This is a genomic window from Paracoccus sp. SCN 68-21, assembly GCF_001724535.1.
In the GTDB taxonomy this organism is placed as follows: Bacteria; Pseudomonadota; Alphaproteobacteria; order Rhodobacterales; family Rhodobacteraceae; genus Paracoccus; species Paracoccus hibiscisoli.
Window position 1 is genome coordinate 1 of the sequence record NZ_MEES01000076.1, and the last position, 15719, is coordinate 15719.

The 15719-nt window shown below is 64.6% G+C and carries 15 protein-coding genes; 4 read left to right on the forward strand and 11 right to left on the reverse strand.

Annotation, left to right across the window (positions count from 1 at the left end; genetic code table 11):
- Positions 1–642: 642 nt before the first annotated feature.
- Entirely contained in the window at positions 643–849 is a 207-nt protein-coding gene (locus tag ABS73_RS16130; protein WP_277024645.1) for a cold-shock protein, read from the forward strand.
- Positions 846–1421 (forward strand): uracil-DNA glycosylase family protein, encoded by a 576-nt coding sequence (locus ABS73_RS16135; RefSeq protein WP_338118618.1) that lies wholly within the window; start codon positions 846–848, stop codon positions 1419–1421. The genes ABS73_RS16130 and ABS73_RS16135 overlap by 4 nt, the downstream gene beginning before the upstream one ends.
- Positions 1422–1684: 263 nt before the next feature.
- Here ABS73_RS16135 and ABS73_RS16140 read toward each other — a convergent pair whose 3' ends face one another.
- From ABS73_RS16140 to ABS73_RS16190, 11 genes are all read right to left on the reverse strand, one after another.
- A complete protein-coding gene (locus ABS73_RS16140) occupies positions 1685–2428 on the reverse strand; it encodes a transcriptional regulator NanR (RefSeq protein WP_277024619.1) in 744 nt (247 codons plus the stop codon).
- A 64-nt stretch (positions 2429–2492) separates the two neighbouring features.
- The gene (locus tag ABS73_RS16145; RefSeq protein ID WP_286693558.1) at positions 2493–4118 is read right to left on the reverse strand and encodes a D-apionate lactonase family protein; all 1626 of its coding nucleotides are present in this window, start codon (positions 4116–4118) and stop codon (positions 2493–2495) included.
- Between the two features lie 109 nt (positions 4119–4227).
- Positions 4228–5241 carry a Gfo/Idh/MocA family protein gene (locus ABS73_RS16150; RefSeq protein ID WP_277024624.1) on the reverse strand — a complete coding sequence of 338 codons (1014 nt, stop codon included), beginning with the start codon at positions 5239–5241 and terminating at the stop codon, positions 4228–4230.
- A gap of 1 nt (position 5242) precedes the next feature.
- Positions 5243–6301 (reverse strand): ABC transporter permease, encoded by a 1059-nt coding sequence (locus tag ABS73_RS16155; RefSeq protein ID WP_277024626.1) that lies wholly within the window; start codon positions 6299–6301, stop codon positions 5243–5245.
- Positions 6298–7821 (reverse strand): sugar ABC transporter ATP-binding protein, encoded by a 1524-nt coding sequence (locus ABS73_RS16160; protein ID WP_277024628.1) that lies wholly within the window; start codon positions 7819–7821, stop codon positions 6298–6300. Before ABS73_RS16160 ends, ABS73_RS16155 begins: the two co-directional genes overlap by 4 nt.
- The gene (locus ABS73_RS16165; RefSeq protein WP_277024629.1) at positions 7818–8429 is read right to left on the reverse strand and encodes a DUF2291 family protein; all 612 of its coding nucleotides are present in this window, start codon (positions 8427–8429) and stop codon (positions 7818–7820) included. The genes ABS73_RS16160 and ABS73_RS16165 overlap by 4 nt, the downstream gene beginning before the upstream one ends.
- Positions 8430–8508: 79 nt before the next feature.
- Complete coding sequence (locus ABS73_RS16170) at positions 8509–9450, reverse strand: D-ribose ABC transporter substrate-binding protein (RefSeq protein WP_277024631.1); 942 nt, start codon at positions 9448–9450, stop codon at positions 8509–8511.
- A 110-nt stretch (positions 9451–9560) separates the two neighbouring features.
- Positions 9561–10838 carry a TRAP transporter large permease gene (locus ABS73_RS16175; RefSeq protein WP_277024632.1) on the reverse strand — a complete coding sequence of 426 codons (1278 nt, stop codon included), beginning with the start codon at positions 10836–10838 and terminating at the stop codon, positions 9561–9563.
- Positions 10835–11311, reverse strand: a complete 477-nt coding sequence (locus ABS73_RS16180; RefSeq protein WP_277024634.1) for a TRAP transporter small permease — start codon at positions 11309–11311, stop codon at positions 10835–10837. The genes ABS73_RS16175 and ABS73_RS16180 overlap by 4 nt, the downstream gene beginning before the upstream one ends.
- 52 nt (positions 11312–11363) lie before the next feature.
- Positions 11364–12341 (reverse strand): TRAP transporter substrate-binding protein, encoded by a 978-nt coding sequence (locus tag ABS73_RS16185; protein WP_277024636.1) that lies wholly within the window; start codon positions 12339–12341, stop codon positions 11364–11366.
- A 61-nt stretch (positions 12342–12402) separates the two neighbouring features.
- Positions 12403–13233, reverse strand: a complete 831-nt coding sequence (locus tag ABS73_RS16190; RefSeq protein ID WP_277024638.1) for a phosphogluconate dehydrogenase C-terminal domain-containing protein — start codon at positions 13231–13233, stop codon at positions 12403–12405.
- Between the two features lie 86 nt (positions 13234–13319).
- Between ABS73_RS16190 and ABS73_RS16195 the strand changes: the two genes are divergently transcribed.
- A complete protein-coding gene (locus ABS73_RS16195; protein WP_277024640.1) occupies positions 13320–14687 on the forward strand; it encodes a four-carbon acid sugar kinase family protein in 1368 nt (455 codons plus the stop codon).
- On the forward strand, positions 14684–15646 hold the full coding sequence (locus ABS73_RS16200; protein ID WP_277024644.1) for a RuBisCO large subunit C-terminal-like domain-containing protein: 963 nt from the start codon (positions 14684–14686) through the stop codon (positions 15644–15646). Before ABS73_RS16195 ends, ABS73_RS16200 begins: the two co-directional genes overlap by 4 nt.
- The last annotated feature ends 73 nt before the right edge of the window (positions 15647–15719 follow it).

Sequence of the window (15719 nt, forward strand, 5' to 3'; positions counted from 1 at the left end):
GCTGCCTGCTTGTGAAGAGAAATCAGCATCCTCGCCTCCCGTCCCGAAGCTCGCCCAGGATCGATCTTGCCACGAAGAGCGCGGTCCGGCGAGGGTCTACGTGATCATCCGGGATAGAACATGTAGAAAGATACCGGGCAGATGTTGCGATATTAGTCAGATAAAGCAGACCACTTTGCGGAACACCGGATCCGGCCAGCGGTTAAGGTGCAGGAGGATCATGTCATGACGCAAGACCAACCTAAACCGACCCCCACCGATCAGGTTCAGGAGGCCGCGAAGACCCCGCTCGGCAACTCCCTCCAGCTGAGCGGGGCATTTTCCCTCAACAGATGTTCCGAAACCGTCCGCTATCAAGGCCGACATATAAGCATCCTTTAGAACACCGACGCGTGTCGACGCTTCCGATCTGAAGGTAGGATTCTCCGCCGTTTGAGGCAAACTTCGGACTCTGGATCTTCCACCATTGTCCGAAGTCCTTGCGCGTCTAGATGCGGTCGGTCGCCCGCCCCAAATCCATCCGCTCTGGCATCAATCGCAGTTCGCGACGCCTCGGTTCGAACCGGCGGCCAAATCGGTGGCTTGCCGGATCGCACGTGATCGCCGAATGTCGCCGCATCAGAAATCGTCTTGGAGAATGAAATGCCCAGAGGAACGGTCAAGTGGTTCAATGCGGACAAAGGCTTTGGCTTCATCCAACCGGAGGGCGGCGCGCAGGATGTCTTCGTCCACATCTCGGCCGTTGAGCGCGCTGGTTTGCAGACCCTGAAAGACGGGGCAGCCGTGTCCTACGACCTGGAAACAGGTCGCGGCGGCAAGACCAGCGCGATCGACCTTCGGTTGGTATGAAGACTACCGGCCACACCGGCGGGGAATTAGCCGAGTTTGCTGCTCGGCTGAAATTGCTTGTAGGCGACCCGTGCTCGGGTCGCCCCTTTGTCTGCACCGGGTCACCCCTGGCATGTCGCGTGTTTATTGTCGGCCAGAACCCGGCCAGGGAGACTGCCAATTTCTGGCGCTACTGGTCGGATGATGACGGCATGAACCGCGCCGCGTGGCGCGAGCGCTACCTTGCCAAAAATGCATTGAGCCCCACCAGAAAGCGGATCGAGCGTCTGGCCGACCTCATCAGTGCACCTGTTCTCGAGACAAACATCTGGTGCGTTGAGGCTGGGAGCGGCAAGCACCTGACACGCGCGGACAGAAGCACTGCCGTCTTTGAAATGCTGCTTGAACAGATCCGGCCGGCTGTCGTCGTTGCACATGGATCGAAGGCGATCTCCCTGCTCGGTCAAATGAGAACCGGCTCGCAGGTGATCGCCGTACCTCACCTGTCCGGGCTGGGAAGCCCGAAGGGCTTCGGCTGGAACGACGAAAGGCTCCAGCAGCTGGTGGCGCGCGTAAACGGTGCAGTATCATGACCAGGTGGCACGCCGCACCATAGCAGAGCCTAATCCCATGAGCCTCAGCCAGATTCAGATCATCCGCTCGCTGGCTGAAGCACAGCAGTGGTTCGAGAAGGAGCAGTCCTGGTGCGCCGAGGTTGCCCGCAAGCCCTGCCCGTGCTTCGCCAGATTGCTCGCAGCATCGAAGTCGATGTTCCCGACCCTATGGGCAACCCGAATAACACCAGAACCCTCGCTGCCGACATCATCAAGTCGTTAGGGGCTACGCAACAGTGGCACTACGTCTGCGACCCTCCTTGACCGTTGCTGTGGAAATAAAGGTCGGTAGACCGGTCAAGATGCGCCTGCATCATCCGTACCGCCCCTTCGGGATCAGCGGCCGCTATCCGGTCGGTGATCTGCTGATGCTCGGTCAGGGTGATCTCTTCGTTGCCAGACCAGTGCAGCAGGATGCCGTGATACTGGAACAGCCAGCGCAGCATGGACTGGCTGGTGGCCGTCAGGATCGGGTTGCCAGAGATCGCCGCGATGCGTGTGTGGAACGCCATGTCGAGGGACACGAATGTCTGCGCATCCTGTGTCACGGCGCGCTGACGGTCGATCAGGTCGCGCAGATCGGCGATATCGGCCGGTGTTGCCCGCTGCGCCGCCTCACGGACAAGACCGCATTCGAACATCCGACGGGCCTGCTTAAGGTGATCCAGCTGATCGGGCTCCGATGACAGCAGCATCTTGGCCACGTCGTCAACCCGGCTGAGCACGCTGTCCGCGCTCAGTTCGTTGACCCGGCTGCGCTCTCCGTGACTGATAGTGATCAGGCCCATCGTGTGCATGTGCTGCAGCGCTTCTCGGACTGCGGGGCGGCCGACGCCGAACCGTGCCATCAGGTCGCGCTCTGAGGGCATGGGTGCGCCCGGTGGCAGCTCTCCGCTGGCCATCAGGTCGCGCAGGCGATCGAACATCTGGTCGGACAGTTTGCGCCGCACGATCCTATCGGGCGCGGCGGTTGGGTCTTTTTTCATCGCTGCCCTCTTCTTGCACGGACCGAAACCATACGGTCGTTGCGGGCAGGTGAAAATCCCCCCGTCACTGAAAACGCCAGCCGTATCCCGGCAAGGCGTCCCCCTGGGGCGCGGGGGCGGGATCAGGCGACAGGTTTGCGATCAGGTGCGCCTCTCCGATCTCCATCACGGCAAGCCCGTCCGCGATCCGGGTGTGTCCGACCAGCTGGCCTTCCCATGCGGCCAAGGCCGTCACCACGTCCGCAACGGGCCGCGGGCTGTCGGTGTCGTCGATCAGACCGCGCGGGCCATACAGCTCGGCCGGGGTCCAGACCTCCAGTCCGGCCTGCGCGATGGTGACCGCCAGACCGTAGGTCCATGCGGCGGCAAAGGCGCCGTCCTGACGGGGGTCGTCATCGGCCATGCACAGGCGCAGCCGGTCAGGATTGGACATGGTCCGCGCGCCGTAGGGGTTGTGACGCATAGCCAACGTCGAAGGCCCCAACCGGTAAGCTGCACCTGCCGCGATCGCTGTACCCGACGTCAGGATCTGCGGCACCGCCTGCAACGTCTCCATCACCGCGACGTCGTCGGCGGCATGCACTATCGGGCACAGGCCGTGGGCAATGAAATCCAGCTGTCCGACCGGCGGCCGCTTGCGGTTCAGTTCGGGGAAGAACGTGGCCGAACCACCGCCAAGGGGCAGACACGGAAAGGCCTGTCTTGCCGCGGCATAGATGTCTGACAGCGCCGGACAGTCCGGCCAATCCGACCCGGGTGGAACCGATGACCGATCCACCTGCGGAACGACCATCACGGACGATGCCCGCAGCCCAGACCGTTTCACCGCAGCGGCATAGGCGGCGAATTCCCGGGTTAGATCGCTCCCCGGCGGGCAGGCGGCGATTAGTTCCAGATCATACGCGATCTCGGGACAGACTGCCTGCAGCGCCGCGTAGGCGCAAAGGTCATCGTCGATCGGACCTGTGCCGGCATCAACGTGACACAGCAGCCGTTGGGGCGCGATACGTTGCAGCATCGTCGGCACTGACGCGGCGCGCCGTGCCTGCGCCGCCGTGACCAGCAGAGCCGTCTGCGGAAACCGCGGGTTGGAGACACCTTGCATCTTTGCTGCCGCGGGCTGCTCTCCGGACTGGCGGTGCCACCGAATACTGACAGACTGGACGACTGGCTCGGCTTCGGACAACCGATAGGGCCATGGCAAAGCCAGCGGTCGGTTGTAGGTCTTGAACGACGCATCACCCCACTGGCGCTGGTCCTCCATCTCGAACACGTCGCCGGACATGCGACACGTGACATTCCACGGCCCTGCCCGATGGGTCAGGGCTGCAATGTCCTTGAACGGTTGCCAAGGGTCGATCAGGTCGGGAAACCGCCCCATCGTGCGACGACCGTCCGTGTGATCGACCACGACCGGCGCACCTGCAACGCCGATGATCGGATGCAGGACCGTGATGCCGGTCCGGTTGGTCCAGACCTCGCCGCGACTATGGGCGGTGGCGGTGAGGTCCATGCCCTCAGCCGTCAGATCCAGCGCGATCACCGCCGTGATCTGGCCATCCATGTCGTATCGCGACCGCCACGAGACATGCAGCCCCTCGGCGGTCCGCTGGATCCGAACACCCTCGGATTGGGGCGATACGGTGCCCCAATCCCGATCGCGCACAAGGAACGCCACGTCGCGGATCACCTCATCCCGTCGACGTGCAGGTGGCGCAGGTGGCCGTCCTGCAAGGTTGCCTGAACCGCGCCGACCGTCAGATGCTGCGCCGCGGCGGTGCCATAGTGCGCGTGCCTGCTCACATCCTGACCCTCAGTCCATCGCGGGCAGAGGCATAGGCGGCCTCGACCAGTGCCAGCGTCCTGAGGTTGTCCTGCCCCGACGTTTCGGGCATGCGATCCTGACGCAGGCAATCGACGAAATGCTGTTGGATGATCCGCACGCTTTTCTGGATGTTGTGCCAAGGGCGTTCGGCCCAATCCAGCACCGGCGGAGAGACGTCGCGGATGTCCTGAACTCCGCCCCGGTCGATGACCAGCCGGTATCCGGCCTCCAGTCGCAAGGATCCTCCGGTGCCGTCGACCTCCATCAGGGTCTGGGGAAAGGTGTCGGGGACGCGACGCGTGGCATAGGAGCAATCGACCACTGACGTCGCGCCCCCGGCATGATCCAAAAGGATCGTCGCCACATCTTCTCCCCGGATCGCGGGATTGATGCGCGCGGTCGAGGCGGCAAGGTGGGTGACGTCCCCCAGGGCGGCGCGGGCGATGTCCAGCACATGAATACCCAGGTCCTGGATGATGAACCGCGGGTCGGTCGCCAGATAGGGCTGCCCCGAGAACACGTCGTATCCCGACCGAAAGCTGAAACGTCCGAAGAATGGCCGCCCGATCGCTCCACTCCGCAAGGTGTCGATGGCGGCGCGCACGGGCGATTGCCAGCGGAAATTCTCGTGGACCATCAGGGTGCGTTTCGCGGCATTCATGGCGTCGACCATGGCATGTGCGTCTTCCATCGTCTCGGCAAAGGGCTTCTGGCAGATCGCATGCAGCCCCGCCGCCGCCGCCGCCTGGACCAGCGGCCTGTGCGACGCGACGGTCGTGGCGATATCGACGAAGTCCAACCCCCCGTCGGCCAGCATCGCGTCGGCATCCGCATATGTCCGCGTGATGCCGAACAGCGCCGCCGTTTCGGCCAGCCGCACAGCGTCGCGGTCGCACAGGGCCACGATCCGCACGCCCGCGATGTCGCTCCAGGCGTGCAACTGGTTTTGGGCGAAAAACCCGCAGCCGATCAGTGCGCCGTTCAGCATGTCACACCCCCGCCTCTGCCTGCAGTGCCACGCGGGCCTGAAGTTTCTGTTGCGCCTGATCGACCACGACCGCGGCGATGATGACCAGCCCCTTGATGACAGTCTGCCAGAACGACGACACGCCCATCATCACCAGCCCGTCCGACAGCACGCCGATGACGAACGCGCCTACGATCGTGCCGCCGATCCGGCCGCGCCCGCCGGACATCGACGTGCCGCCCAGAACTGCTGCCGCAATGGCGTTCAGCTCGAACGACTGGCCCGTGGCGGGATGGGCCGCCACAAGCTGCGAGCTGATGATCAGGCCCACCAGCGCCGCGCATAGTCCGCTGAACATGTAGACGAACAGCTTGATCCGGTTGACCTTGACACCCGACAGCGCCGCGCCGCGTTCGTTGCCGCCCACCGCATAGATATAGCGCCCCAAGGGCGTGCGCCCGGCGATGTATGCCGCCAGTACGGCCACGGCGATCAGCATCCAGATGGTGATGGGCACCCCCGCCCATGTTCCCGCGCCGATCAGGCGGAACGTGTCGGACCCGTATTCCACGTTCCCGGACAGGTTCGGAAAGGTGCGACCGTCGGAAAACAGCATCGCCGCGCCGCGACAGACATAAAGCGTTCCCAACGTGGCGATGAAGGGCGCCACGTTCAACTTGGTGATCAGCATGCCGTTGACCGCACCAATGGCGATCCCCACCACCATGACGATCAGGCAGATCTCGATCGTGTTGAACTGCATCGTCCATCCCAGGCCGATGTCGATCCCGTTCAGGATCAAATAGCCCGCGACCATGCCGCACAGGCCCACGATCGATCCGACCGACAGGTCGATCCCGCCCGAAATGATGACGAATGTCATCCCGATGGCCAGAAACGCGTTCAGTGCGACGTGCTTGGACATGATGACCATATTCGCGGTCGATAGGAAGTTCGGTGCAGCGAACGCGAAGAACGCGAACACCAGGATCAACGCGATGAAGGTCCGGGCCTTGAGGACCACCAGCAGCATCTGCGTAGTCTGTGGCGCGGGGCGCGCGGTGGATGCGATAGCGCTCATGCGGCAGGTTCCCTGAGGCTGTGTCCCTTGGCCGAGGCGGCGACAAGGGCGGTTTCGGTGGCGTCGTGGCGTTCAAACCGGCCTGTGATACGGCCGTTGGACATGACGACGATAAGATCGGACAGGGCCATCAGCTCCTCCAGGTCCGAGGTGACGAAGACGATCCCCAGCCCCTGCGCCGCTAGGTCGCGCATGGTGCGGAACACTTCGGCTTTGGCGCCGATGTCGATGCCGCGTGACGGCTCGTCCATCAGCAGGACCTTGGGCCGCGTCATCAACGCCTTGCCGATCACGACCTTCTGCTGGTTGCCGCCCGAAAGCGACGATACCGGATTGTCCATGGAGGCGATCTTGACCACCAGCCGCTTGACGAAGTCACCGACGCGGCGGCGCTCTGCGCCAAGGTTCATGTGGATCCCCGCCGTGGTGACCTGTCCCAGAGTGGACAGGGTCATGTTCTCGCGGATCGACAGGATCTGGACCAATCCGTCATTCTTGCGGTCCTCGGGGATCAGGGCGATGCCTTGGGCGATGCGCCCGGAGATGCTGCGCGCCGTCAACGGGCGACCCTCGACGTAAAGGCGGCCTGTCGCATGACGGTGGCGGCCGATGACGCATTCCAGAAACTCACTGCGCCCCGCGCCCATAAGCCCGTAGACCCCCAGGATCTCGCCCGCGCGCAGCGACAGGCTGACATGGTCCACAGCCATGCCGCCGGGGCGCGACAGGCAGACGTCCTCGGCGCGGAACACCTCCTTGCCAAAGGGATGATCCGTGGCCTTGGCATAGTCCTTGCTGGCCTCTCCGATCATTGCGCGCACGATCCAGTCCAGATCCACGCCCTGCATCGACCGCGCGCCGGTGATGCGCCCGTCGCGCAGGACGGTGATGTGGTCGCCGATCCGCAGCAACTCCTCCAGCCGGTGAGAGATATAGACGATCCCCACGCCCTGCCGGCGCAGATCGCCGATGACCCGGAACAGGATCTCCACCTCGGTGGCGGACAGGGCACTGGTGGGTTCATCCAGGATCAGGATGCGCGCGTCGCGTGCCAGGCTTTTGGCGATCTCGACGATCTGCTGCTGGCCCACGCGCAGATCGCCCAGCAGGGTGTTCGGGTTTATGTCCTGTTCCAGTCGCGCCATCAGCGCGCGCGTGTGCGCCCGTTGTTCGCCACGGTTGATGTCGATGCCCGCGCGGGTGCATTCGCGGCCCATGAAGATGTTCTCGGCGACCGTCAGGTTGGGAAACAGGTTCAATTCCTGAAAGACGATCCCGATGCCGTGGCGGCGGGCGTCGTCAGGGCCGTTCAGCCGCACGGGCTGACCGTCGATCAGGACGTGGCCGTCGGTCAGCTGCTCGACCCCGGCGATGACCTTCATCATCGTCGATTTTCCGGCACCATTCTCGCCAACTAGCACGTTGACGGCGCCAAGGTGCAGGTCGAAATCCACCCCCTTCAGCGCCTTGGTGCCGGGATAGACCTTGGTGCCGCCGCGGATCTGCAGGCCCACGGTCATGGCGCGACCAGGGCGGTCGGCACCATGACCCAGGGGGCGTCGGCGGCAGGCAGGGTCATCGCGCCCGTGACCGACAGGCGCCGTCCGGTCAAATCTGCGTCCGGCAGAACAAGGCGCTGATGGGCCTGATCGTTCAGGGCACGGGCCAGCTTGGCGAATTCGATCTGATCGCGAAAATCCGTGAACACCAGGAAGTCCAGCGCATCGCGCAGGGCGGTGCCGCGGATGACCGGGCCCAGTTGAACCGTCAGGTCCCCCTGCCCGTCCGCATCGGTATCCAGCGTCAGGGTGGCGGCGCGGGCTTCCCGGTCAGCCCCGACCACGACACCATCGGCTTGCACGATGAAGTTCCAGGGGCTTCCCTCTGACGCCGGACGGATCCCGTGCGCTTCACCTGCAGCGTCCAGCCCTTGCGCTAGGATCGCGCGCAGATCGGACGCGCCGACGGTACGATCCTGAACATAGGGGGGCAGTTCCTCGTCGAAGATCTGCGTAGCCCTCGCCGCCATGCGCTGGTCGTCGTCCATCGGCGCTTCTGCTTCAGCAGTGGTGGGATCGGGGTTGGGAACGATCTTGCAGCCGGGCAACAGCGCCAGCGCGCAGACCATCAAGGCGGTCCATGCAGGTGTCATCGACAGATCCTTTGGGACGGGAACGGGTTTGGCACGGGGCCAAACCCGCAGGGCCTCATTCGGCCAGGGCGAAGGTTTCCAGCTGATCGGCGTTGTCGGCATTGATCAGCACGCAATCCATCAGTTGCTTTCCGTCCAGCCCAGTCTCGCCGGTGCGCAGGTACTGATCGGCCTGCTCGACCGCCAGCTGCGCCTGCCGGTAGGCGGGTTGCAGGACGGTCGCCTTGATGCCACCTGCCTTGATGGAGTCGCGCACGTCATTCGATCCGTCGAACCCCACCACGATCACGTCAGTGCGGCCCGCGGCTTCCAGCGCGGCCCAGGCACCCATCGCCATCGTATCGTTGCCCGAAATAACGCCCTTGATGTCGGGATGTGCCTGCAGCATCGTTTCCATGACGGTGAATGCTTCGGTCTGGGACCAGTTGGCGGTTTGCTGGGCCACCATCTCCAGATCGGGATACTGGTCTATGATGTCGTGATAGCCCGACGACCGGATGCCCGCGTTGGTGTCCGCCTCGCGGCCCAGCAACTCCGCGTACTGTCCTTCTTCGCCCATCAGGCGGACGAACTCCTCGGCCCCCAGCTGTGCGCCCTGATAGTTGTTGGACACGATCTGGCTGACGGCGATGCCGCTTTCCTTGATCTCGCGGTCGATCAAAAAGGACGGAATGCCCGCATCCTTGGCGGATTGCACGGCAGCGACGGTGGCGTCGGCCCCGGCATTGTCCAGAATGATCGCCTTGGCGCCGCGGGCGATGGCGGTGTTGAACAGCTCGGACTGCTTGTTCGGATCGTCGTCATGGACCATCACGACCGTCTCGTATCCCAGTTCCTGCGCACGCGCCTCCGCACCCACGGCCTCGGCCTTGAAGAACGGGTTGTCGTGGCTGGGGGTGATGATCGCAATCAGCCCCTCGGCCGATGCAAGACCCGGCAGCGCCAGTGCCATGGTCAGTCCCAGTGCCGATATCCTCAGCCGGCGTTTCAAATTCATAACGTCCTCCCTTGTTTTGCTGTGCCAGCCGGGTAGCGATCCGGTCCTCCCTGACACGATAAGCCTGATAGTAGTTCACATCCTAGTCAACAGGTATGATGAGATGATCTTTATGGCATCAACCACCACCCCAAGCCCAAGGAAATGACCGGCAGGTAGGTGATCGCCGCCAGCGCTGCCAGAACGGTGCAGATCGGCCAGACTAACGAGGTGAACAGCGCCTGCACCGGCACCCGCGCTACAGCGGCGGCCGCGAACAGGTTTACTCCCAAAGGAGGCGTGATCATCCCAAGCGCCAGGTTCACCACGATGACGATTCCGAAATGCACCGGGTCGATGCCAAAGCTGATCGCCACCGGCGTCAGGATCGGCGCCAGCACGAGGATCGCGGCACTGGTCTCGATGAACATGCCCACGACAAGCAGCAGCAGGTTGACGCCCAGAAGGAAGGTCAGCGCGCTGCCGAAGTTCTCCTGGGACCAGGTGCCCACGGCGCCGGGCAGGCCCGACAGGCTGATCAGGAAGCTGAACAGAGCCGCCGCCGAGATGATCAGCATGACCGCCCCTGACGATACCGCAGCTGCGCGGAAGATCCCCGGCAGGTCCGACCAGGACAGTTCGCGATAGACGACGATCGACAGGATCAGCGCATAGATGACTGACACGGCCGCGGCCTCGGTTGGCGTGAAGACGCCGCCATAGATGCCGCCCACGATGATGATCGGCATCATCAGCGCGCCGAACGCGCGGCGCGCGGCGGTCAGGATAGCCTGGCGCCCTTCGCCGTCATGCTTGCCATGCCCTTTCACGCGGCACCAGATCTGGACCATCACGACTAGCGCTGCCGCGATCATCAGGCCCGGCACCATGCCTGCCAGAAACAGCCGCGTGATCGAGGTCTCGGTCGACACAGCGTAAAGGATCAGCGGCACCGATGGCGGGATGATCACCCCTAGTTCGGCTGAGGACGCCTGGATCGCGCCGGCCATGCCTACCGGATAGCCATGGCGCAGCATCGCCGGGATCAGGATCGATCCGACCGCAAAAGTCGTGGCGACCGACGATCCGGAAATGGCCGCGAACAGCATGCAGGTCAGCACGCAGCTTCTGGCAAGCCCGCCCTGGATGTTGCCAACCATGGATTTCACAAGATCGACCAGTCGGGCCGAGATACCCCCCTGGGTCATGATCGCGCCCGCCAGGATGAAGAACGGCACCGCCATCAGCGGAAAGCTGTCCAGCCCGGTGAACATCTTTTGCGGGACCACCACCAAGGGCAGGTTGGAGAAGAAATGGATGGCGATGATCGAGGCCAGTCCGATGGACACCGCCACCGGCACCGACAGCGTGAACAGGGCGACAAGCGCCGCGGCGAGGGCGGAATTCACGGGCGTTCCCTTTCCTGATCGACATGGCGCAGTAGCACGCCCGGAATGGCCATCAGCGCCCCCAACGGGATCGCTGCATAGAACCAGCTCATCGAGGTGCCCATCATCGCAACCCGCTGCGCCTGCACCCGTAGCGTCATGGACCAACCCTGCCAGACCAGCACCGCCAGAAAGACCAGCGTCAGCAGGGTCACCAGCCGGATCACCCAGATCTGCGCGCGCGGGGGTAGCAGGCTGCGGATGAAATCGATGGGGATCATCGCGCCAAGCCGGAAGCCTGCCGCCGCGACCAGCAGCGTGGACCAGATGATCAACCCGCGGGCCAGAATCTCGGACCAGCCTGCGGCATGGCCCAGACCGAACCGGGTGACGACCTGGAAGAAGACCAGCCCGGTCGCTACAGCCAGCAGCAGCGCCGCCAGATTATGGGCCAGCTGGACGACGCCTTCGGCAAAGGCTTCGACATATTTCATGATGGTGCCCTCGATATCGGGGCGGGGCCGCGGACAGCCCCGCCGGACGCCCTCAGTTCTGCGCGTCGCGGATGCGCGCGATCAACTCGGGCGCATAGCGGTCGGCGAATTCGTCATAGGCGGGCTGCACGGCGGCGGCAAAGGCGGCCTTGTCGATATCCTCGACCACCTCCATGCCGTTTTCCTTCATCATCGCGATGCCCGAGGTCTCGTTTTCCACCACTGTCGCGCGGGACGCGGCGGCGGCAGCTTGGGCGGCCTCCACGAACCAGCCCTGCTGCTCTTCGGTCAGGCCGTCCCAATGGATCGCGGACATGGCCACCACGGCGGGCGAATAGACATGGCCCGTCAGGGTGATGTTGTCCTGTATCTCCCACATGTTGTTCGCGGTCACGATCGGGATGGGGTTTTCCTGTCCGTCGATGGTGCCCTGCTGCAGCGAGGTCAGCACCTCGGTCCAGCTCATCGGCGTCGGCGCGGCACCGGCGGCGCGGAAGGCCGCGATATGCACTTCGTTCTCCATCGTGCGCAACTTCAGTCCTGCCATGTCGGCCGGTTCGCGGATCGGACGGACCGAGTTGGTGATGTGCCGGAACCCGTTCTCGGCCCAAGCCAGGCCCACGATGCCGTGCGGCTGAAAGCTGGCCAGCAATTCCTGTCCGATCTCACCATCCAAGACCGCGTGAGCGCTGGCGTAATCGTTAAACAGGAACGGGAAATCCAGTGCATAGACCTCGGGGACGAAATTGCCGATGGGTCCAGTCGACGAGATCGTCAGCTCGACCGTGCCGATCTGCAGCCCCTCGATCACATCGCGTTCGCCGCCCAAGGCGCCCGCCGGACGCAGCGAGATCTCGAACGCGCCGTCGGACAGCTCCGCGATGGTGTCGGCGAAGGCGCGCGCCGCGTCGCCGTAATGGCTGTCGGCGGGCGGGGTGAAGGCCAGGTTCATTACCTGTGCCTGGGCCAGCGCCGGTCCCGCGCCCAGCATCATGGCCAGCATCGACGCGGCGGTCATCATCTTGGTCATTGTCAGTCTCCTCCCGTTTGTTGGTGATCGCGGCGGACGCTCCCCCGCCCGCCGCGTGATGTCAGGTGATGCGATGGATGCTGGCTTCGACCTCGTCCCAGTCAAAGACGCGCTTCCAATCGTCGCGCATCAGCATCGGCTTGCCGAACTCGATGGCCTTATTGCATGCATCCGAGAACGCGCCCTCGCGTTCGTTGAACAGCACCGCGCCCAGGATGTTCATGTGGCCCAGCAGGAAATCGCGGGCGCATTCGTGGCTGACGCCGCTGCGCGCAACACATTCGTCCAATGCTTCGCGCATCACGGCCATCAATGAGGCGCAGACCGTCTCTGACAGGCCCGGCTCCAGCATGGCCATCTGCTTGACCGTGACCCGGTGGCTGCGCGCAACGGGAGCATAAATCGCCTTTGCGATGCGTTCGCCCAAATCATAGTGCTCCTCGGGACCTTGCATCAGCGCGTTCACCACGCCCTGTTTCGCCGCGACCCCGCCGAAATGGTCGGCCCGGCCTTCGGGCGTGTCCTCGTCGTTCCAGATCGGTGGATGACAGGGATGGGTCACGAAATAGGTGATGTCGTCGCGCTCGGGCAAATGTCCCGCGAAGGGCGCGGCTGCATCCAGGATCACAACCACAGTGCCCGGCGCCAGCGTCGGTACGATGGCCGCAGCGACCTTGCCAATAACGGAGTCCGGCACTGCCAGGATCACCACCTGCGCGCCGTCCAATGCGGTGTCCTGCGGCACGCAGTCCAACCCGGTCTCCGCCTTCAGGCGGGCCTGCCCGGTAGGGCTCACCTCGACATGGGCCACATCGAAATCGGTCCGAGCCAAGTTCGTCGCCAGACGCACTCCCATCTTTCCGCCTGCCCCTAGCAGCGCCACCTTGGTCATTTCGGTCTCCTTTGGCATTCTGCAATCACTTGCCTAACTGGTATGATGAGGTGATAATGATTCCGATACGTCAAGAGGGGACGCGAATGACCGATCTGCGGCTTGCCTGGCTGGGCGACGATTTCACCGGCGCGGCCGCCGTGATGGAGGTTCTGACCTTTGCGGGCGTGCAGTCGGTCCTGTTCACCGAACCGCCCTCGGCCGCGCTGCTGGCGCGTTTCACAGATTGTGCGGCGGTGGGGCTGGCGACGACTGCCCGCGCGCATGGACCTGCCTGGATGGCCGAACACCTGCCACCGCTCTTCGCTGCGCTGGAGGCGTTGCGGCCCCAGATCCTGCATTACAAGATCTGCTCGACCTTCGATTCGTCGCCACATATGGGCTCGATCGGCGCGGCCATCGCGGCGGGGCTGTCGGTGCGCCCGTCGCGCGCAGTGCCCCTGGTGACCGCGGCCCCCGCGATGCGGCGCTATCAGGCTTTCGGGCATCTGTTCGCGGGTAGCCCGCAGGGGGTGTTCCGGCTGGACCGCCACCCGGTGATGGCCCATCACCCTGCGACGCCGATGGCTGAATCCGACCTGCTGGCCCATCTTGCCGCGCAGACCGACCTGCCCGGCGCACTGATCGACTTGGAAGCGCTGGCGGCGGATTCTCAGGCCCGGCTGGAGGAGGCCTTGGCGCAAGGCGCACGCATCCTCTCCATCGACAGCATAGACCCGGTATCCGAGGCCGCGGCAGGCGCCCTGATCTGGGAAAACCGCGCCCGCCTGGGTCTGGTCGCGGGCAGCCAAGCGGTCGAATACGCGCTGGTCCGGCACTGGCAGCAGAGCGGCACCTTGCCCCCGCCGTCCCCGCCCGCCTCCGCCGGACGCGTGGCACAGATCGCGGCAGTGTCGGGCTCGGTCTCTCCGGTGACGGCAGTGCAATTGGACTGGGCAGGGCAGCATGGGTTTGCGCTGCTTCCCTTTGACGCGCGCGCTGCCTGTGGGTCGGACGACGATCTGGACGCCGAGGTCGCGCGCCTGACCCGCGCCGCCCTGACCGCCGCGCACGACGGGGCCAGCCCGCTGGTCCACTCCGCGACGGGGCATAACGGCGCACAGGTTGGGGTGTTCCGAACGGCGCTGGCGGCAGCCGGCATGGCGCCCGACACCGCCGCCCGACGTATCGGAGAGGGGCTGGGCCGCATCCTTGACGGGGTGCTGCGCGGGTCGGACATCCGGCGGGCAGTGATCTCGGGGGGCGACACATCGGGACACGCGATGCGGCAACTGGGCCTGTCGGCCCTGACCGCACTGGCGCCCACGATCCCCGGCGCGGCATTGTGCCTCGCCTATGGCGACGGTCCCCATGACGGGCTGGAGATCGCTTTGAAGGGCGGGCAGATGGGCTCCCCCGATTACTTCGGCTGGATCCGCGACGGCGGCGGCCTCCGCGCACAGGAGCATTCATGATCCGCGTCACCTATCTGCTGGAAACACCGGGCGATCCGCGCGCCATGGCCGAGAAGATAGCGGCCGACCAGTCCACCGGCACATTTACCGCCCTGCCGGGCGAGACCGACGTCCTGCGCGCCCGCCACGCCGCTCGCGTTGAACAGGTGACCATGTTGGAACCCCTGCCCCACCCGTCCCTGCCCGAAGGCACAGGTCCAGTGCAGCGCGCCCGCGCGACCATCGCCTTTTCGCCCGACAGCATAGGCGGCGACATCGCGGCGCTGCTGACGGTGACGACGGGGGGGCTCTTCGCGGCGCGCGGTCTGACCGGCATGCGGGTGCTGGATTTTGATCTGACGCCCGATTTTGCCGCCCATCCTGGGCCGCAATTCGGCATCGACGGGTCGCGCCGCCTGACCGGGGTCGCGGAGGGGCCGATCATCGCGTCGATCATCAAGCCCTCGCTTGGGCTGACGCCCGACCAGACGGCCGAGGTCGTCCGAACCCTGTGTGACGCAGGGGTCGATTTCATCAAGGACGACGAAAAGATGATGTCGCCCGCCTATTCCCCGTTCGAGGCGCGGGTCGATGCCATCATGGCGGTCATCCGCGACCATACGCAGCGAACCGGGAAACAGGTGATGTATGCCTTCGGCCTGTCATCGGCCGACCCGGACGTAATGATGCGCCGCCACGATCACGTCGTGGCACGGGGCGGCAATGCGGCGGTTGTGAACATCAATTCCATCGGGCCAGGGGCGATGGCCTTTCTGCGCCGGCGGTCGGCCTTGTGCCTACACGCGCATCGCAACGGGTGGGACCTGCTGACGCGCCATCCGGGTCTCGGGTTCGAGTTCCGCGCCTGGCAGAAGATCTGGCGCCTGCTGGGCGTCGATCAGTTCCAGATCAACGGCATCGGCGCGAAGTACTGGGAGGGCGACGACAGCTTCGTGGCCGTGTCCCAAGGCTTGGTGTAGGAGACCGCGGGCGGAGCCCTTGGCGTAGCGCAGCGCGCGGCCGGTGGTGAGGCTGGCGGCCACCGTCGATCTT

Coding starts and splice junctions, on each gene's coding strand:
- ABS73_RS16130 (WP_277024645.1), top strand. CDS start 643: ATGCCCAGAGGAACGGTCAAGTGGTTCAATGCGGACAAAGGCTTTGGC.
- ABS73_RS16135 (WP_338118618.1), top strand. CDS start 846: ATGAAGACTACCGGCCACACCGGCGGGGAATTAGCCGAGTTTGCTGCT.
- ABS73_RS16140 (WP_277024619.1), bottom strand. CDS start 2,428: ATGAAAAAAGACCCAACCGCCGCGCCCGATAGGATCGTGCGGCGCAAA.
- ABS73_RS16150 (WP_277024624.1), bottom strand. CDS start 5,241: ATGCTGAACGGCGCACTGATCGGCTGCGGGTTTTTCGCCCAAAACCAG.
- ABS73_RS16155 (WP_277024626.1), bottom strand. CDS start 6,301: ATGAGCGCTATCGCATCCACCGCGCGCCCCGCGCCACAGACTACGCAG.
- ABS73_RS16160 (WP_277024628.1), bottom strand. CDS start 7,821: ATGACCGTGGGCCTGCAGATCCGCGGCGGCACCAAGGTCTATCCCGGC.
- ABS73_RS16165 (WP_277024629.1), bottom strand. CDS start 8,429: ATGGTCTGCGCGCTGGCGCTGTTGCCCGGCTGCAAGATCGTTCCCAAC.
- ABS73_RS16170 (WP_277024631.1), bottom strand. CDS start 9,450: ATGAATTTGAAACGCCGGCTGAGGATATCGGCACTGGGACTGACCATG.
- ABS73_RS16180 (WP_277024634.1), bottom strand. CDS start 11,311: ATGAAATATGTCGAAGCCTTTGCCGAAGGCGTCGTCCAGCTGGCCCAT.
- ABS73_RS16185 (WP_277024636.1), bottom strand. CDS start 12,341: ATGACCAAGATGATGACCGCCGCGTCGATGCTGGCCATGATGCTGGGC.
- ABS73_RS16190 (WP_277024638.1), bottom strand. CDS start 13,233: ATGACCAAGGTGGCGCTGCTAGGGGCAGGCGGAAAGATGGGAGTGCGT.
- ABS73_RS16195 (WP_277024640.1), top strand. CDS start 13,320: ATGACCGATCTGCGGCTTGCCTGGCTGGGCGACGATTTCACCGGCGCG.
- ABS73_RS16200 (WP_277024644.1), top strand. CDS start 14,684: ATGATCCGCGTCACCTATCTGCTGGAAACACCGGGCGATCCGCGCGCC.